This is a genomic window from Mucilaginibacter lappiensis, assembly GCF_900155965.1.
GTDB lineage: Bacteria > Bacteroidota > Bacteroidia > Sphingobacteriales > Sphingobacteriaceae > Mucilaginibacter > Mucilaginibacter lappiensis.
This window is the reverse complement of record NZ_FTMG01000001.1, coordinates 960,763-987,421: the sequence shown is the minus strand read 5'-3', so window position 1 is coordinate 987,421 and position 26,659 is coordinate 960,763. Positions and strand designations below refer to the sequence as shown.

General features: G+C 42.9%; 23 protein-coding genes. 14 read left to right on the top strand and 9 right to left on the bottom strand.

The genetic code is table 11. The annotated features are described in order from the left end of the window. Positions 1 to 435 precede the first annotated feature (435 nt). A complete protein-coding gene (locus BW976_RS03970) occupies positions 436 to 780 on the top strand; it encodes a phosphoribosylpyrophosphate synthetase (protein ID WP_076370692.1) in 345 nt (114 codons plus the stop codon). Between the two features lie 290 nt (positions 781 to 1,070). Here the strand turns inward: BW976_RS03970 and BW976_RS03965 are convergent, their stop codons facing one another. Next, a complete protein-coding gene (locus BW976_RS03965) occupies positions 1,071 to 1,628 on the bottom strand; it encodes a hypothetical protein (RefSeq protein ID WP_076370551.1) in 558 nt (185 codons plus the stop codon). 210 nt (positions 1,629 to 1,838) lie between these two features. Between BW976_RS03965 and BW976_RS03960 the strand changes: the two genes are divergently transcribed. From BW976_RS03960 to BW976_RS03945, 4 genes are all read left to right on the top strand, one after another. Then, entirely contained in the window at positions 1,839 to 3,095 is a 1,257-nt protein-coding gene (locus BW976_RS03960; RefSeq protein WP_076370549.1) for a M16 family metallopeptidase, read from the top strand. Between the two features lie 32 nt (positions 3,096 to 3,127). Beyond that, positions 3,128 to 4,405 (top strand): M16 family metallopeptidase, encoded by a 1,278-nt coding sequence (locus BW976_RS03955; RefSeq protein ID WP_076370547.1) that lies wholly within the window; start codon positions 3,128 to 3,130, stop codon positions 4,403 to 4,405. Positions 4,406 to 4,723: 318 nt separating this feature from the next. Further along, the gene (gene guaB, locus BW976_RS03950; protein ID WP_076370545.1) at positions 4,724 to 6,196 is read left to right on the top strand and encodes an IMP dehydrogenase; all 1,473 of its coding nucleotides are present in this window, start codon (positions 4,724 to 4,726) and stop codon (positions 6,194 to 6,196) included. A gap of 121 nt (positions 6,197 to 6,317) precedes the next feature. Further along, positions 6,318 to 6,902, top strand: coding sequence for an LOG family protein (locus BW976_RS03945; RefSeq protein WP_076370543.1), 585 nt, complete (start codon positions 6,318 to 6,320; stop codon positions 6,900 to 6,902). 144 nt (positions 6,903 to 7,046) lie between these two features. Here the strand turns inward: BW976_RS03945 and BW976_RS03940 are convergent, their stop codons facing one another. Beyond that, positions 7,047 to 7,364 carry a cupin domain-containing protein gene (locus tag BW976_RS03940; protein ID WP_076370541.1) on the bottom strand — a complete coding sequence of 106 codons (318 nt, stop codon included), beginning with the start codon at positions 7,362 to 7,364 and terminating at the stop codon, positions 7,047 to 7,049. Positions 7,365 to 7,490: 126 nt separating this feature from the next. Next, positions 7,491 to 8,261 (bottom strand): C1 family peptidase, encoded by a 771-nt coding sequence (locus tag BW976_RS03935; protein ID WP_076370539.1) that lies wholly within the window; start codon positions 8,259 to 8,261, stop codon positions 7,491 to 7,493. Positions 8,262 to 8,489: 228 nt separating this feature from the next. On the opposite strand from BW976_RS03935, the gene BW976_RS03930 reads away from it, so the two are divergent. The 3 genes from BW976_RS03930 to trxB all read left to right on the top strand — a co-directional run bounded on the left by BW976_RS03930 (position 8,490) and on the right by trxB (position 12,483). After that, positions 8,490 to 10,118 (top strand): acyl-CoA carboxylase subunit beta, encoded by a 1,629-nt coding sequence (locus tag BW976_RS03930; protein WP_076370537.1) that lies wholly within the window; start codon positions 8,490 to 8,492, stop codon positions 10,116 to 10,118. 160 nt (positions 10,119 to 10,278) lie between these two features. Next, the gene (locus BW976_RS03925; protein ID WP_076370535.1) at positions 10,279 to 11,451 is read left to right on the top strand and encodes a dipeptidase; all 1,173 of its coding nucleotides are present in this window, start codon (positions 10,279 to 10,281) and stop codon (positions 11,449 to 11,451) included. 75 nt (positions 11,452 to 11,526) lie between these two features. After that, positions 11,527 to 12,483 (top strand): thioredoxin-disulfide reductase, encoded by a 957-nt coding sequence (gene trxB, locus BW976_RS03920; RefSeq protein ID WP_076370533.1) that lies wholly within the window; start codon positions 11,527 to 11,529, stop codon positions 12,481 to 12,483. Positions 12,484 to 12,602: 119 nt separating this feature from the next. Here the strand turns inward: trxB and BW976_RS03915 are convergent, their stop codons facing one another. Further along, a complete protein-coding gene (locus BW976_RS03915; RefSeq protein WP_076370531.1) occupies positions 12,603 to 13,448 on the bottom strand; it encodes a hypothetical protein in 846 nt (281 codons plus the stop codon). 327 nt (positions 13,449 to 13,775) lie between these two features. Here BW976_RS03915 and BW976_RS03910 point away from each other — a divergent pair, with 327 nt between their 5' ends. Both BW976_RS03910 and BW976_RS03905 read left to right on the top strand, forming a co-directional pair. Continuing rightward, positions 13,776 to 16,037 carry a family 20 glycosylhydrolase gene (locus tag BW976_RS03910; protein ID WP_076370690.1) on the top strand — a complete coding sequence of 754 codons (2,262 nt, stop codon included), beginning with the start codon at positions 13,776 to 13,778 and terminating at the stop codon, positions 16,035 to 16,037. Positions 16,038 to 16,053: 16 nt separating this feature from the next. Beyond that, entirely contained in the window at positions 16,054 to 16,836 is a 783-nt protein-coding gene (locus tag BW976_RS03905) for a hypothetical protein (RefSeq protein ID WP_076370529.1), read from the top strand. 151 nt (positions 16,837 to 16,987) lie between these two features. Here BW976_RS03905 and BW976_RS03900 read toward each other — a convergent pair whose 3' ends face one another. The 4 genes from BW976_RS03900 to BW976_RS03885 are packed head-to-tail and all read right to left on the bottom strand — an operon-like array spanning position 16,988 to position 20,572. Further along, positions 16,988 to 17,983, bottom strand: coding sequence for an aldo/keto reductase (locus BW976_RS03900; protein WP_076370527.1), 996 nt, complete (start codon positions 17,981 to 17,983; stop codon positions 16,988 to 16,990). 60 nt (positions 17,984 to 18,043) lie between these two features. Continuing rightward, positions 18,044 to 18,763: a DUF72 domain-containing protein gene (locus BW976_RS03895; RefSeq protein ID WP_076370525.1), complete on the bottom strand. Its 720-nt coding sequence runs from the start codon at positions 18,761 to 18,763 to the stop codon at positions 18,044 to 18,046. A 53-nt stretch (positions 18,764 to 18,816) separates the two neighbouring features. Beyond that, positions 18,817 to 19,959, bottom strand: a complete 1,143-nt coding sequence (locus BW976_RS03890) for an FAD-dependent oxidoreductase (RefSeq protein WP_076370523.1) — start codon at positions 19,957 to 19,959, stop codon at positions 18,817 to 18,819. Positions 19,960 to 19,975: 16 nt separating this feature from the next. After that, entirely contained in the window at positions 19,976 to 20,572 is a 597-nt protein-coding gene (locus BW976_RS03885; RefSeq protein ID WP_076370521.1) for a TetR/AcrR family transcriptional regulator, read from the bottom strand. Between the two features lie 240 nt (positions 20,573 to 20,812). On the opposite strand from BW976_RS03885, the gene BW976_RS03880 reads away from it, so the two are divergent. From BW976_RS03880 to BW976_RS03865, 4 genes are read left to right on the top strand one after another with little or no spacing between them, the layout of a single operon-like run. Further along, positions 20,813 to 22,861 carry a BatA domain-containing protein gene (locus tag BW976_RS03880; RefSeq protein ID WP_076370519.1) on the top strand — a complete coding sequence of 683 codons (2,049 nt, stop codon included), beginning with the start codon at positions 20,813 to 20,815 and terminating at the stop codon, positions 22,859 to 22,861. Positions 22,862 to 22,888: 27 nt separating this feature from the next. After that, a complete protein-coding gene (locus BW976_RS03875; protein WP_076370517.1) occupies positions 22,889 to 24,139 on the top strand; it encodes a dihydroorotase in 1,251 nt (416 codons plus the stop codon). A gap of 8 nt (positions 24,140 to 24,147) precedes the next feature. After that, positions 24,148 to 24,816, top strand: a complete 669-nt coding sequence (locus BW976_RS03870; protein WP_084192051.1) for a hypothetical protein — start codon at positions 24,148 to 24,150, stop codon at positions 24,814 to 24,816. Positions 24,817 to 24,821: 5 nt separating this feature from the next. Continuing rightward, complete coding sequence (locus BW976_RS03865) at positions 24,822 to 25,406, top strand: DUF4199 domain-containing protein (protein ID WP_076370515.1); 585 nt, start codon at positions 24,822 to 24,824, stop codon at positions 25,404 to 25,406. A 128-nt stretch (positions 25,407 to 25,534) separates the two neighbouring features. Here BW976_RS03865 and BW976_RS03860 read toward each other — a convergent pair whose 3' ends face one another. Beyond that, the gene (locus tag BW976_RS03860; protein ID WP_076370513.1) at positions 25,535 to 26,632 is read right to left on the bottom strand and encodes a Gfo/Idh/MocA family protein; all 1,098 of its coding nucleotides are present in this window, start codon (positions 26,630 to 26,632) and stop codon (positions 25,535 to 25,537) included. Positions 26,633 to 26,659: the final 27 nt, after the last annotated feature.

Sequence of the window (26,659 nt, the reverse complement as noted above, 5' to 3'; positions counted from 1 at the left end):
TTGACACATCGGTGCCGATGAAATAGGTGAATTCCATAACTTTGCTTTTGATTGTTAATAAATCAAGATTAACCTGTTTAAACACAATCAATACCTTACTAATGAGCCTGAGAACTCTAATTTCTATTTGATGCTTGTTTAAACAAACTGACAGAGGATTGAATCGAAGTATAGGCCTTTAAGCCTGGTAAGTCTTTTAATGTGCCTCTGTCAGTGTTAATCTTTTTAACAAAAATCGGAGTTGTTAACAAAGAAAAAGAAGCAAAAAGAAAGCTTCAACAATAATAACAACTCGTTTATTCTTGTTGAAGCTAATCTAAAGGTAAGTTTTTTTGTTTTAGGGCCACCTTATTCAAACAAGGTACGTGTTTAGTGGTTGTACATATTAAGCAGCTAAACCCTGTATCCTGTTACATTAAACAAAATATCACCATCATGAGAAGTTACGAAACCTTAGTGGATGCCACTAACGACCTTATAAAAAGGGGATATACCGCCAATCTGAGCCTGGATGGTGATACTATAGATGATAAAGCACAAAATATACATATGAGTGCCGACGACTTTGAAATTGATGAATTTTATAGGTTTGAGGGAGCCAGTAATCCAGATGATATGTCGATCATTTACGCGGTATCATCGCCTAAATATAACCTTAAAGGGGTACTGATCAACGCTTACGGAACCTATGCCGATAATAGTGAATCAGCTATTGCTGCAAAACTACATCATCACCAGGTAAGTGATCATTTACATGGTAACGACAGGCCATCGGCTTAATGTAGATGTGCGGATGTGCAGATTTCAAATGTGCAGATGTGCAAATATGTGGGTGTTTGGATTTGAAGATTAATTACGTTGAGGGTTTCGCCGCTTCACATCGACTGAAAATGACATGGAATTCATTGCTCAAAGATGGTTAACACATTATGTGATGGTTTTGTAGTTAAGTTATTGATTTTTAATAATATATGTCAATTTAAGCCATGAAATGTGTAAACCATGTAAACCCACTTTTTTAACAAAATGGCCCGTCAGTTCAGGGATTATGCATGTCCCAAATCGGCACATTATTTTTGAATTAATTTCAATGTACTTTTTGCAGCCGATCGCATGCCGGCGCTTTTATCACACAAAAATATTTGGAGCTGACCTTCTAATTCTTCCGCAATCCAATCATAACGATCCTTTAAATTAAAAAGCGCTTTGCCGGCAAAGGCCTTTACTGCAACCTTAACTTTCGGATCAATCATCCAGTCAAAAAGTTGTTCAACTACCGGTTCCAGATCAATGGTTTGGAGTTTTTGCCTAACGGAAGCTGGTGATGAGTTATCGGTCATATACATGATCAGTTTGGTATAATGGCGCATGCAACTTGGATTGCTTACTCCTTTAAACCGCGATGCGAAGTATTTCAGATCGTTCAGATAATGTTCAGGATCTTTCAAAAACATATTCTCTAATATCCACACCGCACGGAAGCCGATCACCTTATCCTGATCAAAAGTAATATCGATCAAATCGCGTAAAGCAAAATGCTGCTCCTCTAAAATACGAGTCAACTTTAATACTTTGGTTTTACCTAATGTGTGCGATAGTTCTTCAATAAGTTGTTGACGGGTAAGCATGTTATAACAAATTTAACAATTTCTTGTTGTCATGGAATGTGCTTTATTGGTTTGGAAATTGTAGGTTTTTGTGAGTACCCCTAACACATTAATTGAGTAAAGGCTGATTTATAGGGCTGTTTTTAAGCTTTTTGTAATTTATACCTGGTAAGTATATACACCCAAAGCTAAAAATTATACCTTTACCCGTTTTTAAATTAAAATTACTACATGGTTAAATTCAACCGTTTCACACTGGATAATGGTCTTCGGGTTATTGTTCACGAAGATAATACTACCCCAATGGCGGTGCTTAACATTCTGTATGATGTAGGCGCCCGCGACGAAAATCCTGAGCAAACCGGTTTTGCGCATCTATTTGAACACCTGATGTTTGGCGGATCGGTAAATATACCCAGCTATGATGAACCCCTGCAAAGGGTAGGAGGCGAAAATAATGCTTTTACCAGCAACGATATTACCAACTATTATATCACGCTTCCATCCGCTAATATCGAGACCGCTTTTTGGCTGGAAAGCGATAGGATGCTAAGCCTGGCTTTTAGCGAAAAAAGCCTGGAAGTACAGCGTAACGTGGTTATAGAAGAGTTTAAGCAGCGCTACCTGAACCAGCCTTATGGCGATGTATGGTTAAAACTGCGTCCTCTGGTTTATAAGCAACACCCATATCGTTGGGCTACTATTGGTAAAACCATTAAACATATTGAAGATGCCCGCATTGAAGATGTAAAAGCCTTCTTTAAAAAGCATTATACTCCGCAAAACGCCATTATGGTGGTTGGCGGCGATGTTACTACTGAGCAGGTAAAACAACTGGCCGAAAAATGGTTTGCACCTATACCGGCTGGCGAAAAGTATCACCGTAACCTACCACAAGAAGCAGATCAACACGAGGAGCGCCGCGAAACGGTTACCGCTAAAGTTCCATTGAATGATGTTTACATCGCGTTTCAGATGGGTGGCAGATTGGATGATGACTTTTATGCAACAGAATTGTTGTCTGATGTACTTTCGCGTGGTAACTCATCACGTTTATACCGCGGTTTGGTGCAGGACAGGCAGATATTCAGCGAAGTGCATGCTTACATTACTAGTAGTCTGGATAAAGGTATGTTTGTACTGGAAGGTAAACCGCTCGAAAATGTGAGTATAGAACAGGCAGAAGCTGCCCTGTGGGAAGAATTGGAAAAAGTTAAAAATGAAGAGATCCCGGCAGATGAACTGACCAAGGTGCAGAACAAAACCGAATCGACCATGGTTTTTTCGGAAATGTCACTACTGGACAAAGCCATGAATCTGGCATCATTTGAATTACTTGGCGATGCCGAAATGCTTAATCAGGAAACATCTAAATATCTGGCTGTAACTGCTGCTCAGATAAAGGATACAGCCACTCAAATATTCAGAAAAGATAATTCATCAACTCTTGTTTATTTGGCCGAAAAGACTGAATCTGCATTAGCTTAAATAAATCCCGGTTCAGACAAAAAATAAAAAACATGATCAACAGAAAATTAGCCCCGGATTTTAAGGCTATTGAAAACATAAAACTCATAAAACCTGAACATAAAAAGCTGGATAACGGTTGTAATGTTTATTGTTTTAACTCAGGCGACCAGGAGCTGGTACGAATTGAATGGATATTTAACAATCTGCGTTTTGACGCGGCCAAACCTTTGCTTAACATGGCTGTAAATACCATGCTTACCGAGGGAACATCTACACTTTCCGCCTCAGAAATTGCTGATAAAGTTGATTTCTATGGCGCCTTTTTACAGGTTGATTACGGGTACGAGAATTCGTTGGTTACTTTGTACAGCTTAAATAAACATTTACACCATACGCTGCCGGTAATTCTGGATATCCTTACCAATTCGGTATTCCCGGAAAAAGAGCTGGAGACATTTAAGCGTAACCAGCAACAGAAATTACAGGTAAGTCTTCAGAAAAATGATGTAGTTGCCCGTCGCGATTTTAATAAGGCTATTTACGGAGAAACTATTTATGGCCTGAGCGCAAGCTTTGATAATTATAAAAGCCTGCAGCGCGAAGATCTGCAAGCTCACTTTAAACAAATGTACCAGCCTGGAAATTGTACCGTAATTATTGCAGGTAAAATTGAATCTGACACGTTAACACTGATCAAAGAAACTTTTGATAAAAGCTGGACAAATGGCCCTGTTGCAGCGGATACATCACAACCTGAACTTAAACCTGCCGCTGAGCTGTTTTATTTTGTCGAAAAGCCGGATGCCCTGCAATCGGCTATCAGGATAGGGCTGCCTGTAGTTAACCGTAACCACCCCGATTTTCAGCCTTTGCAGGTATTAAATACCGTTTTTGGTGGTTATTTTGGTTCAAGGTTGATGGCCAATATCCGCGAAGATAAGGGCTATACTTACGGTATTGGTTCTGGTCTTAATTCTTTTAAACAAGGCGGAGCTTTCTTTATTGCTACCGAGGTTGGAGCCGATGTGTGCAAAGCCGCAATCGGCGAAATTGAAAAAGAACTCGAATTACTCAAAACCGAATTAGTGCCCGAAGAGGAACTATCGCTGGTACGCAACTTTATGCTGGGATCATTATTGGGCAGCCTGGAGAATGTGTTTTCACATGCAGACAAATTCAAAAGTATCTATTTTGCCGGTTTAGATTATGATTATTACGATAGGTACGCAACAACAGTAAAAACAACAACCGCGGTTGAACTGCGCGACCTGGCTAATAAATACCTCAACTTCGATCAGTTTTACAAGGTGATCGTAGGGAAATATTAGGATTTTTGAATTTCGGATTTCGAATATTCGATTTCGGATTTACTTAATCCACGATCCATTCGAACTGTTTTTACCGCGCATCATTGCGAGGAACGAAGCAATCCCCGACATGCAGAGTTACTCTGTAAGTAGGGGATTGCTTCGTTCCTCGCAATGACGCTTTTTTATAGTTCTGTATTCTCCAAATCCCTAATTAGATTTATCATTAAAAGGCAATTTTTGATTAACTTTTAAATAAATCCGAAATCAAACATCCGAAATCCAAAATAAAAAGGTAGCTTTGCCCGGCAAATAATAACTCCAAAATAATTATTTGCTATGCAGTTAGACCCATTAAAATTTGTTGCCGAAGGATTAACTTACGACGACGTTTTACTCCTCCCGGCTTATTCAGAAGTTTTACCGCGCGAAGTTAACACCAGTACTTTTTTAACAAAAAGCATCCGGTTAAACATTCCAATCATCTCAGCAGCTATGGACACCGTTACCGAATCTGGTTTGGCTATTGCCATAGCACAGGCAGGTGGTATAGGCATGTTGCACAAAAACATGACCATACAGGCCCAGGCAGACGAGGTGCGCAAAGTTAAACGTTCAGAAAGCGGAATGATACAAGATCCTGTAACGTTGTTGGAAGATGCCTTGCTTGCAGATGCTTTCCAGATCATGAAAGAGTTTAGCATTGGTGGTATCCCGGTAATTGATGCGGATCATAAACTGAAAGGGATCATCACTAACCGCGACCTGCGTTTTCAGAAAGATATGTCGGTACCGGTAAGTGAAGTGATGACCAAAACAGGTTTGATCATTGCCCCTGAAGGTACTACACTAACTGAAGCCGCGGCTATTTTACAAGGCAATAAAATTGAAAAACTGCCCGTAGTAAATAAAGATGGTAAACTGGTAGGACTGATCACTTATAAAGACATACAAAAAGTAAAAAACTTCCCTAATGCCTGTAAAGACGAATTTGGTCGTTTACGTGTAGGTGCCGCTGTTGGAGTTGCTGCGGATAACATTGACCGTGTAACCGCACTGGTTAACGCTGGTGTGGATGTGGTTACGGTTGATACCGCTCACGGCCATTCAAAGGGAGTTATTGATATGGTTAAGGCAGTTAAAAAATTATATCCCAATTTACAGGTTATAGCCGGTAACATAGCAACCGGCGATGCAGCCCTTGCTCTTGCCGATGCCGGTGCCGATGCGGTAAAAGTAGGCATTGGCCCGGGTTCTATATGTACCACCCGTATTATTGCCGGTGTGGGTGTTCCGCAGCTTTACGCGGTTTATGAATGTGCCAAAGCATTAGAAGGCCGCGGCATCCCGGTAATTGCCGATGGAGGTATCAAACAAACTGGCGATATTGTTAAGGCTATCGCCGCTGGCGCAAGCTCTATTATGGCAGGCTCTTTGTTTGCCGGCGTTGAAGAATCACCTGGTGAAACGATTATCTATGAAGGCCGTAAATTTAAATCATACCGTGGTATGGGTTCGGTTGAAGCGATGGCTAAAGGTTCAAAAGACCGTTATTTTCAGGATGAGACTGATGTGGTGACCAAACTGGTTCCTGAAGGTATTGTTGGCCGTGTACCATTTAAAGGTAACATGGGCGAGGTAATATTCCAATACATTGGTGGTTTACGCGCCGGTATGCACTACTGTGGTGCTGCCAATATCGAGGATCTGCAAAGAGCTAAATTTGTGCGTATCACTGCAGCTGGTATGCGTGAGAGCCATCCGCATGATATTACCATCACTAAAGAAGCACCTAACTATACCAGCAGGTAAGTTTTTTAGTTAATTAGGTTGAGTGAGTTGGGTAAGTTTTTCTTAATTTACTAAGTCACCTGAATCAACTCACTCAACATAATCTAGCTGAATCAACAACATATCTAACCTAATCCCAATAATGAAAGCTATCTGCGTATTCTGTGGTGCCAATTTCAATGGCGACCCGGTATTGAAACAAGCGGTTGAACAACTGGCCGAACTCATGGTAACCCGAGACATTACCCTGGTATATGGCGGCGGTAAAGTGGGGATAATGGGTCTGCTGGCTGATAGTGTTCTGAAAGGTGGTGGTAAAGCTATTGGCATCATTCCTCAGTTTTTGATGGATAAGGAAGTTGGGCACACTGGTTTAACCGAGTTGCATATTGTTGAAAATATGCATCAGCGCAAGCAAATGATGAATGATCTTTGCGATGCCATCATCACACTACCCGGTGGCATAGGAACCCTGGAGGAGTTTTTTGAGGCATTAACCTGGCTGCAATTAGGGCTTCATAAACATCCAATAGGTTTATTGAATGTAAACGGCTTCTACGATTTTTTGCTTAAACAATTAGATGAAATGGTTGAACAAAAATTCATGAAACCAGCCAACCGCAACCTAGTGATCACATCCGGTGATCCTATAGAATTGATTAATCTCATGGATGGTTTTAATGTTACACCAGATGAGGTTTGGTTTAAAGACAGAAACCTTATGTAGATGTGCAAATGTGCGGATTTTAGATGTGCAGATAAAAAACAGAAACCTTAGATAGATGTGCGGGTGTATAGATAAACAATCAAAGCATCTGAAATCAACACATCTGCATATCCGCACATCTTCCCACATCCGCATATCCAAAACTCACTCTCCGCCTTCAGGGCCGTAAAAAATAACCCAGGTAGCAAAGTCGTCGGTAAAGTTTTCAAAACGGTGCTCAACGCCGGCTTTCACAAACAATACGTCCCCCTGCTGAAAAGTTGTACGTACGCCATCGTTCAAAAACTCCCCATGCCCGCTAATGATCACATATAATTCGTCCTGGAGATGTGGTTTTTGGGGATCAATATTTACCGGCCGGTATATCTCTACCGACATACTGCCATGTTCAATAACTTTTACAAATAAATTTTCGGGCTTATTGCTTAAGTGCTGCAAGGCTTTAATGACCGATGATTGCATCTTTAATATATTGTACGTATTACGTTTGGATTATTAATGTTGAATTTTTATGAGACGTGCTCTACATCATATTATCATTATAATAAAAACATATAACTTATAATGTAATACGTACAACGTGAAAATCTAAGCTACTTGGCTAATGGTCCAAAAATCGTCGGCCAGATTGGTGCTGGTAATGTAGTCATAAGGCATATAAAAATAGCCTTGCAGCCCCCAGCTATCACCCCAGCTGTTGCGTACAATAAACGCGCTCTTTTGGTCATCATAACCCACAGCCATTACCGCGTGACCGCCTATCACGCTTTCAGTTTGGGCGGGCATTGGTAAAATACCACTTTTAGCCACGGCATCACCTTCAAAGCTTTGGTAAGCTGTAAAACCAAACACAAAAGGGTTGCCGCTGGCGAGGCACGTTTTTAACTCATTGATAGCAGTATTATTTAAACGGGTATATTGCAATGCCTTGTTTGCCAGCGCACTTGTATAAACCGATGGTGTTGGCTGCTGTGCAAATTGACTAACGTTGTATGGCCATAATGTTTCGTCGCAAACACCCAGAGTAGCAATTGATTTTACACCATCGCGTAATTGAGCGCCACTATCTTCATTAACATGACCTTCTAAAACACGTTCATTGTAATAAATAAATAACCTTGAAGGATTAAATACAGCCAGCTTTTGTTTCATCAACTCAAATTGAAAAGCGCCGGCTATGGCATTGGCTGTGCAGGAGCCTAGTTCCCCCTGGTCATAAACGGGTGGGCATTGTGCGCGAAGGTCTACTAGTGTAGGAGCGGGTTGGGCCAGGGCTTCGTGGCGTACAACTGCATATTGAAAGTCGCGGTAGTCAGGCAGGTCAGGTAACCAGCCATAGTGTTTGGTTTGTTGTATCATATAGGGATGAGTATTTATGCAATAAAGGTATAGCGTTTGCTGATAATTCAGATACGTGTTTTTACGTTATCTTATGCGTGTTGCCACCTAAATGTTTGAACAAGATAAATAGTTGATTAGCAATGTCAAAAGATTTTTTACGCTATAATGTGCAAAACAAAACAGCGATTCAGTAGCTTTTGATCCTTTAATTTTTCCTAATTTACGTTTTCCTACTATAAACCAATTATGGATATCGCATTCAATATCAATGAGGATATAAACAAACAACTTGTTTATGAGCTTAATACCAGGCTCAAAAAAGTACATGAGGGCGGTGGCGAAAAGGCCGCAGCCAAACAAAAAGAAAAAGGCAAGATGCTGGCCCGTGAACGCGTGGCCTATCTGATTGACGACGACAAACCCTGGCTGGAAATGGGTGCCTTTACCGCCGATGGTATGTATGCCGAACATGGCGGCTGTCCTTCAGGCGGAGTAGTATGTGGCATTGGTTATGTATCGGGCAGGCAGTGCGTAGTGGTGGCTAATGATGCCACTGTAAAAGCCGGTGCGTGGTTCCCGATAACCGCTAAGAAAAACTTGCGGGCACAGGAGATTGCCATGGAAAACCGCTTACCCATCATTTACCTGGTCGACTCTGCCGGTGTTTATTTGCCAATGCAGGATGAGATATTTCCAGACAAAGAACATTTTGGGCGTATTTTTCGCAATAATGCCATCATGAGTAGTATGGGCATTGTCCAAATCTCGGCTATTATGGGCTCTTGTGTAGCCGGCGGTGCTTACCTGCCTATCATGAGTGATGAAGCTATGATCGTGGAGGGCACCGGTTCGGTTTTCCTGGCTGGATCGTATCTGGTTAAATCGGCCATAGGCGAAGATGTAGATAACGAAACACTTGGTGGAGCAACAACCCATTGCGAAATATCAGGGGTTACCGATTATAAACAGCCAAATGATCAGGCCTGTTTAGATTCTATCCGCAACATCATGAGTATGGTGGGCGATTATAACAAAGCAGGTTTTGATCGTATAAAGCCCGTTGCCCCCAAACTAAACGAAAAGGATATTTATGGCATTCTGCCTGATAATCGCGAGAAAGCCTATGACATGAGGGAGATTATTTTACGTTTGGTAGATGACTCGGCTTTTGAGGAATATAAGGAAGGCTACGGTCAATCCATTATTTGCGGCCTGGGCCGTATCGACGGATGGGCAGTAGGTATAGTAGCCAACCAGCGCAAGGTAATCAAGTCAAAAAAAGGAGAAATGCAGTTTGGCGGTGTTATTTATTCCGATTCGGCCGATAAAGCCACCCGCTTTATCATGAACTGTAACCAAAAGAAGATCCCCCTTGTATTTTTGCAGGATGTTACCGGCTTTATGGTAGGTAGCCGGTCAGAGCAGGGAGGCATCATCAAAGACGGCGCAAAAATGGTGAATGCGGTGGCCAATTCTGTTGTGCCTAAATTCACCATCGTAATAGGAAACTCCTACGGTGCGGGTAATTATGCCATGTGCGGTAAAGCTTATGATCCCAGGTTGATATACGCCTGGCCATCGGCTAAAATCGCGGTAATGGGGGGCGGGCAGGCCGCCAAAACCCTGCTGCAAATACAGGCTGCCGGCTTAAAATCCCGGGGCGAAGTAGTTGATGAAGTAAAAGAAGCCGAGCTGCTGAAACAAATAACCGACAGGTACAACAGCCAAACCACTCCATATTACGCCGCAGCAAGGCTTTGGGTTGATGGCATCATTGATCCATTGGAAACGCGCAAGGTAATATCCATGGGTATTGAAGCGGCGAATCACGCGCCTATTGAAAAGGCGTTTAATGTGGGGGTGATACAAACGTAAATAATTGAAGGAAACATGGAATCTCCCATCATGTCATTGCGTGGAGGAACGACGAAGCAATCTCCTCGCATTTATAAACAATTGAGGAGATTGCCACGCTCTCGCTCGAAATGACATACTTTTTAGGTTATAATCACGGGCTAAAACCTTATCTTGAAACATGAAAAAACTGCTACTCCCTTTACTACTCTTTTCTCTGAAACTATCGGCGCAAAACGCGCAGCAAATCCATCAAAGAGCTATTTTGATTGATACGCATAATGATGTATTGTCGACCCAACTGATTACTAAAAACGATCTGGGCAAACGGCAAAGTACGGGTAATTTTGACTTGGTACGGGCAAAAGAGGGTGGGTTGGATGCGCAGATCTTTTCGATATGGTGCGGTGAAAAGTATGGCAAGGGCACAGCCTTTGCACAGGCTAACCAGGAAATTGATTCCCTGTATGCGCTCATCAAACGCAACCCTGATAAAATAGTATTGGTACGTAACAGTGCTGAATTGAAGAAAGCGGTTGATCAGAAAAAGCTGGCTGCGTTGATAGGTGTAGAAGGCGGGCATATGATAGAAGACAGGATGGATTATATTGATAGCCTGGCCAAACGAGGGATGCGCTACTTAACCCTCACCTGGAACAACAGTACTTCCTGGGCCACATCTGCTCGTGACGAGGTGATCAAAAAAGATAGTTTAAAACATCTGGGTTTGACGGATTATGGCAAACAAATTGTACATCATTTAAATGAATTAGGTGTGATGGTGGACGTATCGCACGTAGGCGAGCGTACTTTTTATGATGTGCTGGCTACTACCAATAAGCCGGTCATTGCTTCACATAGCTGCGTTTACAATATCAACCCGAACAGGCGTAACCTGAAAGATGATCAGCTTAAGGCTCTTGCAAAAAACGGGGGAGTGGTGTGTGTGAATTTTTACAGCGGTTTTGTAGATAGTACTTATGCTGCTAAGGTGACTACCTTCTATCTGAAATATAAAACCGAGATTGATTCGCTTGGCAAAGTATATAATGATGCTGACCTGGGATTTATCAAAACAAGCTCTCTGCATCAGGCCGAGGCCGACAAATTACGTCCGCCTTTAAGCATGCTCATTCAACACATTGATTATATCGTCAAATTGATAGGCATCGATCACGTAGGCATCGGCTCAGATTTTGATGGATCCGAATCATTTCCTTTGGGGATGGATAGTGTTGCAGATTATCCCAAAGTAACTGCGGAGCTGCTTAAACTTAACTACACTGAAAAGGATATCGATAAAATATTAGGGGGCAACGTGATGCGGGTGCTGAAAGCTAATACAGGTAAATGATGGCACAGTATTGACCATTCACCTATTGTCTGATAGACAGATAAATCGTAAATTCGCCTACATTTTTTTATAACAATGTCTCAAGAAACTGAACACATCAAATGCCTTATCATAGGCTCAGGGCCGGCCGGTTATACCGCCGCAATATATGCTTCAAGGGCCGATCTGAAACCCGTTATGTACACTGGTTTACTGGCCGGCGGTCAGCTTACCCAAACTACCGAGGTAGAGAATTTTCCCGGATATCCTGAAGGTATCATGGGCCCCGAAATGATGGAAGATCTGCGCAAACAGGCCGAGCGCTTGGGTACCGAGATTCGTTTTGGTTATGCTAGTTCTGTCGATTTTTCGAGCCTACCACATAAAGTGGTTATCGATGAAAATAAAACTATTACTGCTGATACGGTGATCATTGCTACCGGCGCATCAGCTAAATGGCTGGGTCTGGAGTCTGAACAAAAATACAGCGGCTTTGGTGTTTCGGCCTGTGCCGTATGTGATGGTTTCTTTTTTAAAGGACAGGATGTGGCCATTGTAGGCGCCGGTGATACCGCTGCCGAAGAAGCTACTTATCTGGCTAAATTAACCCGTAAAGTTTATATGATTGTTCGCCGTGATGAGTTCCGTGCTTCAAAAGCAATGGTACACCGCGTGTTGAATACACCTAATATCGAGATTCTTTATAATACCGAAACCAAAGAGATCCTTGGCGACGGGCAAAGCGTAACCGGTGTACGTGTGATCAATAACCAAACCAATGCAGAAACAGATCTGGATGTGACCGGCTTCTTTGTAGCCATAGGTCATCACCCTAATACTGATATTTTTAAAGGCTGGTTAAATATGGACGAAACAGGCTATATCCTTACCCGCCCGGGATCAACAGAAACCAACGTAGAAGGTGTATTTTGCTGCGGTGATGCCCAGGATCACATCTACCGCCAGGCAGTTACCGCTGCAGGTACAGGCTGTATGGCCGCCATTGATGCCGAACGTTACCTGGCCGCTAAGGAGCACGTGGTTACAGCATAAGTTAAGCCCCCCACCCTCCTAAAGGGTGGTAAAGAAATATATTAAGCGCCAACTGGAAACAGTTGGCGCTTTCTTTTTGATCCATTTTCGGGAGTATCATGATCAAGTGTTTTGGATGTTTATCTTTTTAAGCTCCACTCAAAAGTAAAACCTGCTGTTATGGCTAAAACAATAGCTTCCAAGGCAAATTGACCTTCACTTGCCAAATTCATTACAAAAATACCTTTGCCCAATACTGCGTAAAATATAGGTAGCAACAATTGATTTCTTATAGCTAATACAATTAAAATGAACAGCAAATACCTGAACCACCTTGTTGGTGAAAGTTGATCCCAAATTAACATGGCCATGATCACACAAGCTATAACAGGTTCAATAAAGCTGATATATGCAGGTACGAGCACTTCAGGGCCGTAAGGCAATTTACACCATTCACCTGTAGGAGCAAGGTGAGCTATGGTGTTCATTACCGGTTTCCAGGCTGTTTCTATTAATGGCCCCGCGACAAACATAGAAATAGCGACTATGGCGGCTGCAGCCAGGCATTTCAAGAAAAATTTATTTAGTCTTGGAGCGGTAAAAACTATCAATCCGCACGTCACAGCAGTCGTCATCAACTTTGGGATGTTGCTTATAAGCATAAAGCTTATGGACTTGGTACAATAACCATTCATGAATGGCCCCCTAAAAAGTGTTTCCGTCAACATCGCATCGAGAATAACCAACAAAATCCATTTTTTTGCGAAAGAATAGCCGATTTTCTTATCTGCTAATTCCCAAAAAAATAGCAAACTCAGGACTGAAATCCCACGGCTAATGAATTTGTAAGGCGTAGTAATAATGGCCAAATCAGGAAATGCTACATTCATGCTCTGAAGCATAACAATATGAACACTGAGCGACAGTATCACACTAAAGATAATTCCTGTTCCAAATTTTACCCAGTTAATATTGTATTGAAGCATATTTATCAACGTGTTTGTTCTACTAAGATTATGATCAAGATAGGGAAAATCTAGTGTGGTTGTTATATGTTATTTACACATCAAACTTCCAACGCCGTTGTCTGTGAGAACACAGACAACGGCGTTGGAAGTTGCCGTGAGGACATAGGCGATGGTTAAAAGGATAATATCGCTAATAAATTCGTTTTAGCATAGATTTTTTACATGCCAAACTTCTTGTATTTTTTTAAAAACATCTATATTCACCACTTCGTACCAACCTGATTAATAAATATGTACAAAAAAGCATCTTACGTGCTTTTTGCTGTGTTAACAGTATTTGTAACCATGGCAAAAGCACAAGACTCCGATCCTAACCTGGGCATCATTCCAGCTCCTGTTTCATTAAAAAAATCTCTTGGCCAGTTTATATTGAGCGAGGAAACCATTATCCAGGCCGACTCGCCCTCAAACAAAGCGGTTTTGTTTTTTAAAGATTACCTGGCGAACAACATGCGCTATCGTAAGTCGGTTGTGGTAAAAGCGATGATGAAAAACCATCCAAACGCAAATTTGATCAAGTTAACAGCCGAGGGTACCGATAATTTACCTGCCGAAGGTTATCGTTTAACCATTACCCCGCAACAAATCACAGTTGCCGGTAAAGGTTCGGGGCTTTTTTATGGAGTACAAACACTTTTACAGTTGCTGCCCCTGGAAAGTAGCGCTACCGCTAAATTTCCATGTGTCGAGATAGAGGATTATCCCCGTTTTGGTTATCGCGGAGCAATGTTGGATGTGGGCCGTCATTTTTTCTCGGTGGAACTGGTTAAAAAATACATTGACCTGTTGGCTGCCTACAAGCTGAATACTTTTCACTGGCACCTCACTGAAGATCAGGGCTGGCGAATTGAAATAAAGAAATATCCAAAGCTTACACAGATCAGCAGTATGCGTGCACAAACCTTAATTGGTGGTTATCGCGATCGCACCCCGCAGCAATTTGACGGTACGCCATACGGCGGATTTTATACCCAGGATCAAATCCGGGATGTGGTCAAATATGCGTCTGACAGATATATTAACATTGTTCCTGAAATTGAGATGCCTGGTCACTCTTCAGCGGCTTTGGCTGCCTATCCTGAATTAGGCTGCGATCCCGGAACTCCTGTTAAAGTAGCCGAAACCTGGGGCGTATTTCCGGATATTTATTGCCCGTCTGATAAAACATTCAGCTTTTTGCAGGATGTGCTAACTGAGGTAATGGAGCTTTTTCCAAGTAAATACATCCACATTGGCGGCGACGAAGCTCCGAAGGATGCCTGGAAAAAATCGGCCTTTTGCCAGCAGTTGATTAAAAAATTAAACCTGAAGGACGAGCACGGCTTGCAAAGCTACTTTATCCAAAGAATAGAGAAATTCCTGAATTCCAAAGGGCGCAGCATTATAGGCTGGGACGAGATACTGGAAGGCGGTCTTGCACCCAATGCCACGGTAATGAGCTGGAGGGGTGAAGAAGGAGGTATTGCAGCGGCCCAGCAAAAACATAACGTGATCATGACGCCGGGAAGTGGCGGTTTATATATCGATCATGGTCAGGGTAAACCCAGCCAGGAACCCTTGAGCATAGGTGGCAACGAGCCTTTATCAAAAATATACAGCTATAACCCAACACCGGCTGTTCTAACTGCTGAGGAACAAAAATACATAGAAGGAGTACAAGCTAATTTATGGACAGAGTATATAGCAACCGATGCTAAAGTAGAATATATGTTGCTGCCGCGGTTGATGGCCCTGTCAGAAGTGGCCTGGTCGCCTTTGGCCAATAAGAACTTTAAAGATTTTTCAGAAACCCGTTTGCCTGGTCATTTAGCCTGGCTGGATAAAAACAATATCAATTACCGCGTGCCTGTGGCTATCGGCGCTAAAGACACGGTGATGATAGGTACGCAGTTGAGCGCTACCTTAAAACCATCGGTAGAGGGGGCAAAAGTATATTATACCATTGATGGTTATACTCCAAGAGAGACCGATCTGATCTATACCATTCCGCTGAGTTTGTCTGTTCCGCCTGATCAATATCGCGAATTGCAAACCATCGTGATCACCCCATCGGGCAAAAGGAGCGTGGTAACGCGTACCGTAATGTATAATAAAGCACCAATGACAGCCGTTAATTATGCAGGATCAACACCAGGTGTAAAATATCAGTTATTCCCCGGTACTTATACGGCTACCAGCCAGTTAACCAATTTACCGGCTGCCGACAGCGGCGCTGTTAAAACTTTCAGCACTATCGATTTTCGGAAAAGCAAGGGTAAATATGGCATTATCTATTCGGGCTATTTGAATATTGATGCTGATGGAAATTATGGCTTTTCTACCCTTTCAGGCAATGGGTCGGTGTTACTGATTGATGGTCAGCCGGTGGTTGATAATGATGGCAAACATGCAGTTACCGAACAGGCAGGTGCAGTACCCTTATTAAAAGGCTATCACAAGGTTACTTTAAAATATGTTGATGCGGGCGGGCCAAGTAGCCTAAAAGTATTCATCAACGCGCCGGGCAAACAAAAAGCTGAATTAACAGCAGATACTTTATATAATTAATATCCTGTAAAATAAAATGACCAACAGATTTTATCTTTTCGCGCTATTAATAGGTGCCGTAATTGCGGGCTGTGGTGGTAACCAACAAAAGCCCGTGGCAACAGCTCCGGTGGCTAAAAAGCCGGAACTGATGCCGCCTTTCAGGTTTCATAAATTGATAGAGGTATCACCAGGGCAAAGCTATGATATATTGAGCTGGGGGCGAGGTTCGTTAGACGCCGGATCATTCATGATCCTGCATTCCGATTCGTCGGCCATAAAATATACCACTACCACTGGTGATCTTGACGGTACTATAGTGGATGCATACAATGCCGATATGGATCTGGATGGGAATCCGGAGATATTGATACAGGCCAAATCAAAAGATACCACCAATTACGCCAGTATTTATGCTTTCGAGTTCAGTAACAACAAAGCCAATAAGCTCGATTTTCCGAAACTAAACAGTTCGCAGCGCAAGGGCTATCGGGGTAACGACAATTTTTACATTCGCGATGGTAAACTGATGCGGGAATTTCCAATTTACAGTGGCAGCGGAAAAGAGGCTAAACCTACCGGCGCCAAACGCCAGCTGGAGTATGGTTTAAGAGGTAATGAGTTTACTGTAAAACAACTCAGCAAAGATTCGACTGATGTCGCTGATAAAAAAGGGGCCGTAGCTGCCACGCCTGTTAAACAGAACGTGGAAAAGAAAACTACAACTACTAAGAAGAAATCTGAAAAGAAGCATAAGTCATCTTCGTCAAAATCAAAGAAAAAGAAGAAACACAGGAGAAGGCATCGGGAGGAGGAGTAAAACAAAAAGAGCGGTATCATTTTGATACCGCTCTTTTTGTTTTATAATTATATTTTGTCATCCTGAGGAACGAAGGATCTTCTTCAAGATGCCGGTCGTATAACAGATGTTTCGCTATGCTCAGCATGACAATTGGCTATATGCTCAAAAATCACCCAACAATCTCCAAATCGCTCAACTGGTTATTGATAAACTCCATTTCTTCGCCGTTGATATGGATTTCGATAGCTTTGGCGTTTTGTTTAGCCTGCGCTGCATTACGGGCACCTACAAGCGCTATGGTTATACCCGGATGGTTGATGGTCCACCGGATTACTAATTGCCCCAGGGTAGCACCTTTTTCGTCGGCCAGGGGTTTTATTTTAGCCAGGAATTCATTGGTACGCCTGATATTTTCTTCTTTGAAATATTTGTGATCCGCGCGATGGTCACCAGCATCAAATTGATGCCCCGGTTTTATTTTTCCGGTTAGCAAACCCCGTTCCAGCGGACTATAAGCCAGTATCGATTTTTTATTTTCAATGCAGTAGGGGATCAACTCATCCTCAATATCACGGTTCACCATGCTGAAAGGTACCTGGTTTGAGGCTAGCTTGATGCTTTTTTCGGCAGTAGCCATTTGTTGTATATCATAGTTGCTTACACCGGCCTCGCGTATTTTGCCCTGTTCTTTAAGGCGCAATATAGCTTCCATGGTTTCATCAATAGGTGTAGAGGCATCCGGCCAATGGATCTGGTACAGGTCGATATAGTCGGTACCTAAACGTTTCAGGCTGTTTTCGCATTCCAGTATGATGCTTTCTTTACCAGAGTATTTGTAAATATCGATATCCTTACCATCATTATCCTGGCTTTTAAAACCAAAAGTGCCTTTAGCCAAATCCCAGCGCATGCCGTATTTGGTGAGTAATTGAACTTTATCACGAGGCAAACCTTTTATGGCCTGGCCAACCAGTTCTTCACTTTTACCCTGTCCGTAAATAGGTGCGGTGTCGATAGAGGTGATACCCATATCGTAGGATACGCGCATGGCTTCAATGGCTTCCTTTTCGTCATTACCACCCCACATCCAGCCACCGGCTGCCCAGGCACCAAAGGTTATAACCGAAACAGCAAGCTTAGTTTCTCCTAATCGTCTAAATTCCATAGATAAATAAGTGGTTTAAAATCCGGCAGCAAAATGTATTTAATTGTTGAGATTAAAAAATTATTTAGTCAACGAAATCATATCATTTGCGTTACCAACGCCAACGGCGTCAAAATCATTATTAAAATAAAACCACCCTTCGCGGGTATCAGGATTTTGTTTTACCGTGTTGATGATTTTTTCGAGGAAATCTATGGAATAAGGAGATCGGTACAACACGGGTACACCATGAAAACGGTAATAAACTATAGGCGTATTTTGTATCACATCATCGGGCAAACTCGGGTGACTCATGTCGCAAAAAGTGATGTTGTGTTTGGCAAGCCTTTCATAAACGGATTTATTCCACCAGCTTACATGGCGAAACTCCAATACATTTTTAAAAGAATGATTTAGGCTGCTGATAATGCGATCGAGCTTTTCATCATCATAAGTGAAACTTGGCGGCAGCTGAAATAGCACCGGGCCAAGTTTCTCCTGTAATCCCTGGTTAATGGTATCATAAAAACTGGTGATGAGCTCTGCTGTATCATTAAACTTTTTGTAATGGGTGATGGCGCGCGGCGCTTTTACCGCAAAACGAAAATCTGCCGGACTTTTACCATACCAGTTTTGCAGGAACGACAGTTGTGGAAAGCGATAAAAGGTTACATTGAGTTCCAGCGTTTTAAAATGTTCACAATAGTAATCAAACCATTTACGCTGTGGCAGATCTGCGGGATAAAAACGCCCTTTCCAATCTTTATAATGAAAACCCGAACAACCGATATGCCACTCCATTCCTTGTATTGTTTGTTTATACAAAAGAACGCGAGTGGCATTTTGTTTTAAACTTAGCCGATGATACTGAGCAAAAAGTCGATAGCCTGCGGCGAGTGTAATGCGGCTGTTGATTCCATGGTGATCATGGCTATTTCACTGGCCCTTACCCGCATCTGGGCTTCATAAGCAGCTATAGTCGACTGTGTATCGGCAAAATCCTCGCTGAGTAAGTACTGACTTAGTTCCAGGGCGTCCTGCATGGCCATGTTCACGCCTTCGCCGGCATAAGGGGGCATCAGGTGCGCGGCATCGCCTAGTATGGTGAGGTTCGGCAAAGCTTCCCATGTTTGGTCAAAAGGCATGCAGTATTGCGGGCGCGCCACAAAGGCATAGCTCGCGTTTTCAAACAATTCCTGCCATACGCTGTCCCAGTCGGCATATGCTGTTTTGAACCAGGCGAGTACTTGTGCTTTATCGGTAAAATCTATACCAGAATCTTTAACCCAATTTTCATCAGTTTTTAAACCTGCGTAAAACACCAAACTGCCATCGCCTTTGGAGCTTACGATCAGGGTTTTTTCATTACCCATTCCAAATATTTTACCGCCTTTTAATAGTTGATGCATTTTAGGGCTGGCTGTTTCGGAATGATGAACGGCCCCCTCTATAGCGGTAACTCCCGAATAAAAAGGCTTAATGGGTGTAATATATGGGCGCAATTTGGAATTTGCCCCATCAGCAGCTATCACCATATCGGCAATAACCGAAAGGCCATTTTTAAATTCCAGTTTCCAGGAATTGCCCTGTGATACCATACTTAAAAAATGGCTGTCCCAAACCACCGTACCGGGTTGTAAAGAATCAAGCAGGATGTTTTGCAGCGGTCCCCGGTCAATTTCGGGCCTGTCCATTTCTCGTTTGGGCGTGTCATGTTCATCAAGAACGATGTTGGCGTCTTTGTCAATAATGCGCACCCTATCGGCACCGGGACGGAAGTTAGCGTTAAAGGCGTCCATCAACCCGGCTTCCTGCAACGCTTTCAGGCCCGAGTCTTGATGCAGATCAAGCGTAGCACCTTTTGCCCGGGCATCTTTATTGATATCCCTTTCATATACTTTTACGTCGGCGCCATTCATTTGCAGTAGCCTTGCCAATGTTAAGCCACCCGGGCCACCGCCTACAATGGCTATCTTTTTATTTTTAATATTGTTCATTTTTTTATGTTTTAATTTATTTCAACATTCCTTTTATCACCGCATCGCAGCATTGTAAAAGCGTTTCTTCGGTGATAATCTGTTCAGGTCTTTCCTGGTAATCAAAATACTCACTCATCAGGTCAATCAAAGGCGAAAACAATAGGGCCCGTTGTATGTCGTGGTGAAAATTCCGGATAGTGCCCGCCACTACATGGTGTTCCAGGAAACGCATAATAGGCCCGAAAAAATCACCCTGTTTAATGCTTTTTTGCTGATAAGCCTTATTCAGCAGGGGCGACGATTTACCATATTGCATCAGAACAAAAGCATGGCGGTTGTTTTTAAAATAGGCAAAGCCGTTTAGCCAGAGTTTTTTTATGCCTTCGGAAAAATCCATATCAAACTGAAAGTCTTTCAGCACCGCCTGCTCGTAAGCACTCAACACTTCTTCAATAAAGAGCTTTACCAAAAGATCCTCCTTATTGTCGTACTTAATATAAATGGTACGTGGCGATATATTGGCAGCCTTGGCCAGCTTTTGCATGGTGAGGTTTTCCAACCCTTCCTCCGCAATAATTTGCAGGGCTATGGTACGGATGGCTTCTTCTTTTTCTAAATTCTTTGGGCGCATAATGCCTTGATTATTAATTTCAATACAAAAGTAAGTAAATGATTATTTACTTACAAATATTTAATTAATTTTCTGTTTGGAATAGGGGATAAGGATAGTAACGACGACTTACCCCACCCAGCGAAGCGCGGATCGATGTATCGATTCATAACACTAATCTGCATATCCGCACATCCGCATATCTGTACATCTGAAATAAAATCTGCACATTTGTATATCTGCCTATTGCACCGATAAAATATGCGCTTTATATATCCGGCTTTTTTATTTGCACTGCTTACATTAGCTATCCCGGTCATCATCCACTTGTTCAACTTTCGTAAATTCCAGAAAGTGAATTTTAGCAACGTTCAGTTTTTAAAAGAGATCCAGGAGCAGCAGGCATCGCGCCGAAATTTAAAAGAAAGGCTGATCCTAACTGCACGTTTATTAGCCTTGTTTTTCCTGGTGCTAGCTTTTACCAGGCCGTATTTGCCGGGGCAAAACGCCAACAATACCGGTCGTCAAAATGCGGTAAGTATTTTTGTAGATAACTCCTACAGCATGGAAACCCTTAACCGGGAAGGCTCGCTGCTGGACGATGCCAAACAAAAAGCCAAAGAAATTGCCTCGGCCTATAGTATCAATGACCGTTTTCAGCTACTTACGCAGGATTTTGAGGGTAAACACCAGCGCCTATTAAGTCGCGATGAGTTTAATGACGCTGTCGATCAGGTAAAGATCAGCGCGCAAAGCCGTACCCTGCAGCAAATCATCAACCGTCAGCAGAACCTGTTAGTTACACAGCCGGGGGCTATCAAATCGGCTTATATTATTTCCGATCTTCAAAAAAACATGGCCAGCAAGTCATTAAAAACAGATACCAGTATAGCCATCAGCTTGATACAGCTTAAAGCTGGTAAGCTGCCCAATGTAGCAGTTGATTCTGTTTGGTTGCTAAGCGCGGTGCATCGGCCGGGGGAAAACGAAAAGCTAGTGGTAAGGCTACACAATTATGCCGATGAAAAGGCCGATAAAGTACCGCTAAAAGTCACCATCAATGGCGCGCAGAAAGCATTGGGTAGTTACACTATTCCAGCCCGTGTGGTACAAACTGATACACTAGCCTTTATGGGTTTACAAGCCGGCTGGCAACAGGGCCTGGTTGAACTGCAGGATAATCCGGTTACGTTTGATAATCAATTTTATTTCAGCTTTAATGTAAGTGCACAAATGCCGGTATTGTTGATTGACGGTGGTACACCTAATCCATATTTAAAGGCTGTATTTGCTTCTGATCCGTTTTTTGCCGCGCAGCGTGTGCCCGATGGTAATGTAGATTATGAAGGGCTTAACAGTTTGCCTATTGTAGTGATCAGTGATATAAAAGCTATATCCACAGGTCTGGCGCAACAGTTAAAAACCTATGTTGCCAAAGGCGGAACGTTGGTTGTTTTCCCAGCCGCGGATGCCGACCTGGCCAACTATCGCGCATTTCTGCAACCAATGAATGCTGCCTGGCCCGAAAAACTGCTGACCGAGGCCACCAAAGTATCGACCCTGAACAGGCAAAGCCCGGTATTTAAAAATGTGTTTGAGAATTTTCCCGAAAATCCCGATCTGCCGGTAGTTAAAAAATATTACCAGTTAAGCGACGCGGGTGCAAGGTCAGATAACCTGATGAAACTAAGTGGCGGACAAACCTTTTGGGCGGGTTATAACCTTGGTCGCGGTAAAGTATACGTAGCCGCCGTTCCGCTTGATGAAGCATATAGCAATTTGCCCAGGCACGCTCTTTTTGTACCTACATTGTTCCGGATAGCCTTGTTAAGCGGACATGACCTTCCTTTGTTTTATACCCTGGGTCAGGATGAGACACTGGAGATACCACCCGTGCAGGTTACCGAAAAGCAACTGCTTAAGCTGGTGAAGGGCGATCAAAGCACCATTCCGGATGTGCGGCAGCAGGAGGGGAGCACGATGCTGTACCTGTCTGATCAGTTACACGAAACCGGGATCTATACGCTGAAAAAGCAGGATAGTACGCTGGCTACGCTGGCCTTTAACGATAACCGCAGCGAATCTGACATGAGTTATTTGAGCCAGGCTAACTTGAAACAATTGATGCCTGCTTCAACCGCCTTATTAACAGGTGGTAACACTTCATTAAAAGGTATTGTGGCCGAAACAAATTTTGGCACACAATTATGGAAACTTTGTATAATTTTGGCATTGATTTTTCTGGCCGCCGAAATTTTGTTGATCAGGTACTTTAACCCGGGTAAACAAGCCGTAAAGCAGCCTGTTTGATCCATACAAATCCTTAAAGCAGTGCTCATGAATTTGCTTATCAAATCTGCCACCATTCTTGATCCCGGATCAACCCTTCATCAACAAGTTACCGATATTTTAATTGAAAATGGGGTGATCACCCGCATTGCCGAAGACATTGAGGCCGATGCCGAACTGGTAGATGGAGAGGGCAAATATGTATCGCCTGGCTTTTTCGACTTGAACTGTAACATCGGCGAACTGGGGCTGGAAACCAAGGAGGATATGCACTCGGGTACACGAGCCGCTGCTGCCGGTGGCTTTACCGGTATTGCCCTGATGCCCAATACCACCCCGCCGGTACACTCCAAAGCCGAAATTGAATACCTGCTTAACCGCGCCAAAAATAACCTGGTTGATGTATATCCTTTAGGAACGATATCCCACAAGCGTGAGGGTAAGGATCTGGCCGAAATGTATGATATGTACCTAAGCGGTGCCCGTGCTTTTACCGATGGTAACCGCCCTGTACAGGATGCAGGCCTCATGGAACGTGCCCTGCTGTATGCCCAGGGTTTTGATGCCATGGTGTTCTCCTACCCGGAAGATACAGCTATAGCCGGTAAAGCTAAAGTGAACGAAGGCGAAGTAAGCACCCTGTTAGGGATGAAAGGCATTCCATCATTGGCCGAAGAGCTAATGATAGCGCGCGACCTTTACCTGGCAGAATATACCGTATCCAGGATACACTTCAGCACCATATCGACCGCCCGCTCAGTGGAGCTTATCCGCGAAGCGAAACGTAAGGGGCTCGAGGTTACCTGCGACGTAGCTGCGCACCACCTGGTGCTTACAGATGAGGCCCTGATGGGTTTTGACAGCATGTACAAGGTAAAACCGCCGCTGCGTACCAAAGATGATGTTTTGGCGTTGATAAAAGGGCTAAAAGACGGTACTATTGATGCCATTGTAAGCCAGCATACCCCGCATGAGGTAGAATTTAAAGATGTAGAATTTGAAATGGCCGAATTTGGGATAACGGGTTTCCAAACGGCTTTGCCGCTGGCTTTGAAGTCGGGTTTGCCAGTGGAGTTGTTGGTTGATAAGCTGGCTATTAATCCGCGCGAAATACTGGGTGTAGCCGTACCGGTTATTGCCGAAGGTGAACGCGCCAACCTGGTGCTTTTTGACACAGAAACGGAATGGGAATACAGCAATAAAAATAATCGCTCCAAATCGGTTAATTCACCGTTCTTTGGGCAGCATCTAAAAGGAAAAGTACAGCTAACCTATAATAACAAACAAATATTTAAATAACGACAATCATGATCGATCCAAAAATACAAACCGCTTTTGAAGCCGCTCTGGAAGCTTTTTCAAAATATAGCAGCTTTGATGCTACCCTTCTGAACAATAGCTTCGGTGAAGTTTTTGCGCTTGACGAAGATTTTTTGACCAAGGTTGACGCTTTGGACGAAGTATTTGACAATAATCCAGCCGTTGAATCATTACGCGAGGTGTTTTTTGACCTCCTGCTGGTGAACTTTTTTAGCGCCGATGTTAAAAAGCTGGAAGAAGACTACCTAGATACGCCAGAATGGGAAGATATTGAAGAGCAGACCCTTGACCGCGGTACCGAGCTGTTAAACCTGTTGCTGTATCTGAACGAATGTGAGGATGAAGATATTGAACCAGAACTGGAAGATTACCTGAAAGAATTTTTACTGGTTGATGAGGACGAGTTTCAGGACGAGTACCGCATTTATGAACCGGTAATAGCCAACCAGATCCTGATCGAAAGCCCGGTTTCGGAAGTAAGTAAAGTAGCCCAAAGCCTTCCGCAGGATTCGGAATTAAAGGAGTTGTTTTACCCGATGATCTGCTTTTTCCAAACTATCGATCCAACCGACGAGATGAAAGCCGAAATAGCAGCAAACGCCCTGGATAAAGAGTTTGATATGGCTGTTTTAGATATTTTAATCAACTTTCAATAGTATCAATGGCCTTTGAAATTGACAAAAAACGGTTAAGAATCACCGGTTTAGTTTTTGGTTTACTATTGGGTGTGGTGTTAACCGTACTAAGTATCGCCTCGTTTTATATCATACTATCGGCAACATCGGTGGTGATCATATCTTCCGTGCCTTTTATATTCTCGGCGCTGTTCCCCATTTTACTGGTGGTGGTATTGTGTTTTAATTTCAGGAAAAGGGTTGGTGGTTTCTGGGCCCTGCGTGAAGCGGCAACAGGCATATTCATTATGTTTTTTACAGCTTTTGTCATACAGTTCGCCCTGCGCGATCAGTTATTTGCCAAAGTGATAGAACCTCACATGATTGAAAAAACACAAGCGGCCATGACCAATTCGGTAACCAAGTTTCTTAAAGAGAGCAAAACCAGTCCGGATATTATCAAAAAGAAACTGGCTGAGATTCAGGGAGAATTTAACGCGCAAAAAGATGTTACTATCGGCAGGCAAATACAAGGAGTAGGCATCTCTATCATCTTTATGTTTGTGCTGGCTATTATCTTTGCCGCGTTCTTTAAAAAGGAAGCACAGGTTTATAATCCTCCAACGGTTTGATAAGAAGATCTATCACCTAAATAGAAGAGGCTTTCTTGTTAAAGAAGGCCTCTTCTATTTTATCATTTAGCTTATGGACTATGTTATCACCGTAGATGTTTGACCGAAACGTAATATAGCAAAACCAATTACAACGCTATCGTTTTTCCTTCATCAGCACTTATCCTGATGTTGTCCAAAAGTTTATGCATAGCAACCCCGTCCTTAAAATCAGGAACGTGTCTTGTATTGTTTCTAATATCTGCCAGGACCGCCTTGTATGCGAAATATAATCCGCGCACGGGTTGACCTGGCGTTTGAATACCTGCTGCTAAAAATTCGGTGGGTATCTCCATTTGTTGCAATTTGTTACCTGATGCCGCATATTGAATATTAACTGGCGTCAACTGGTAGTGACCTAAATCTCCGGTAATTAAAATGTCGCCTTTAGTGCCATTAATTTCCCAAAGAAAATTTGTGCCGGCCGACATACCGCTCCGGTAATGTATATTAGACACGGCGCCCCCTTCAAGAATTCCGGAAACGACGACCTGGTCGTTAGATAATTGAGGAACTTTTTCACCTGTTGTTAAAAGGGTAACTTCCTTTCTGCGCCGGGCGAATGTTGCACTGATGGTTTTGTATTTACCAATAATGTGGAGGTAAGCTGCCAGGGTATGTGCAAAAGGAACTTCCAACATGGTAGCCCCATTTGCAGGATCTATCAGATAAAGATTTTCTTCGCTACGGATATCAGCCCACATGCCACCAGAACCAATAATACCGGAAGAAAGTACATCTCCGATCAATCCGTCAGCAATCACTTTTTTGAGGTAAAGGGTTTCAGGTAATGAAAGTGCTTGTAAACCAGTAAAGGTACGTAATCCTTTGGCTTCAGCCATTTCAGTGAGATCTTCCGCCTCTTTTGTGCCATTACCAAGCGGCCATTCGCAATAGATCATTTTTCCTGCTTCTGTTGCTGCCTTGACCAGCTTATAATGATGCGGTACTTTTACCGCTATGACTACAAGGTCAACGTCTGGACAGCTTACCAAATCAAATGCATTATCAAACGCGTACTTTATCCCGAATTTTTCTGCAGCCTCCTTTGCACTACTCAGTTTGGTAGTACCTACTGCAGTCAATTCAAATTCGGGTATCAGTTTTAATGCCGGAATGTGTGATTTAGAGGCCCAATTGGTTGTATTTGCTCCAATGATGCCTACTCTTATTTTATCGTTTTTCATCTTCGTATTTTTAATTTTTAGACATAG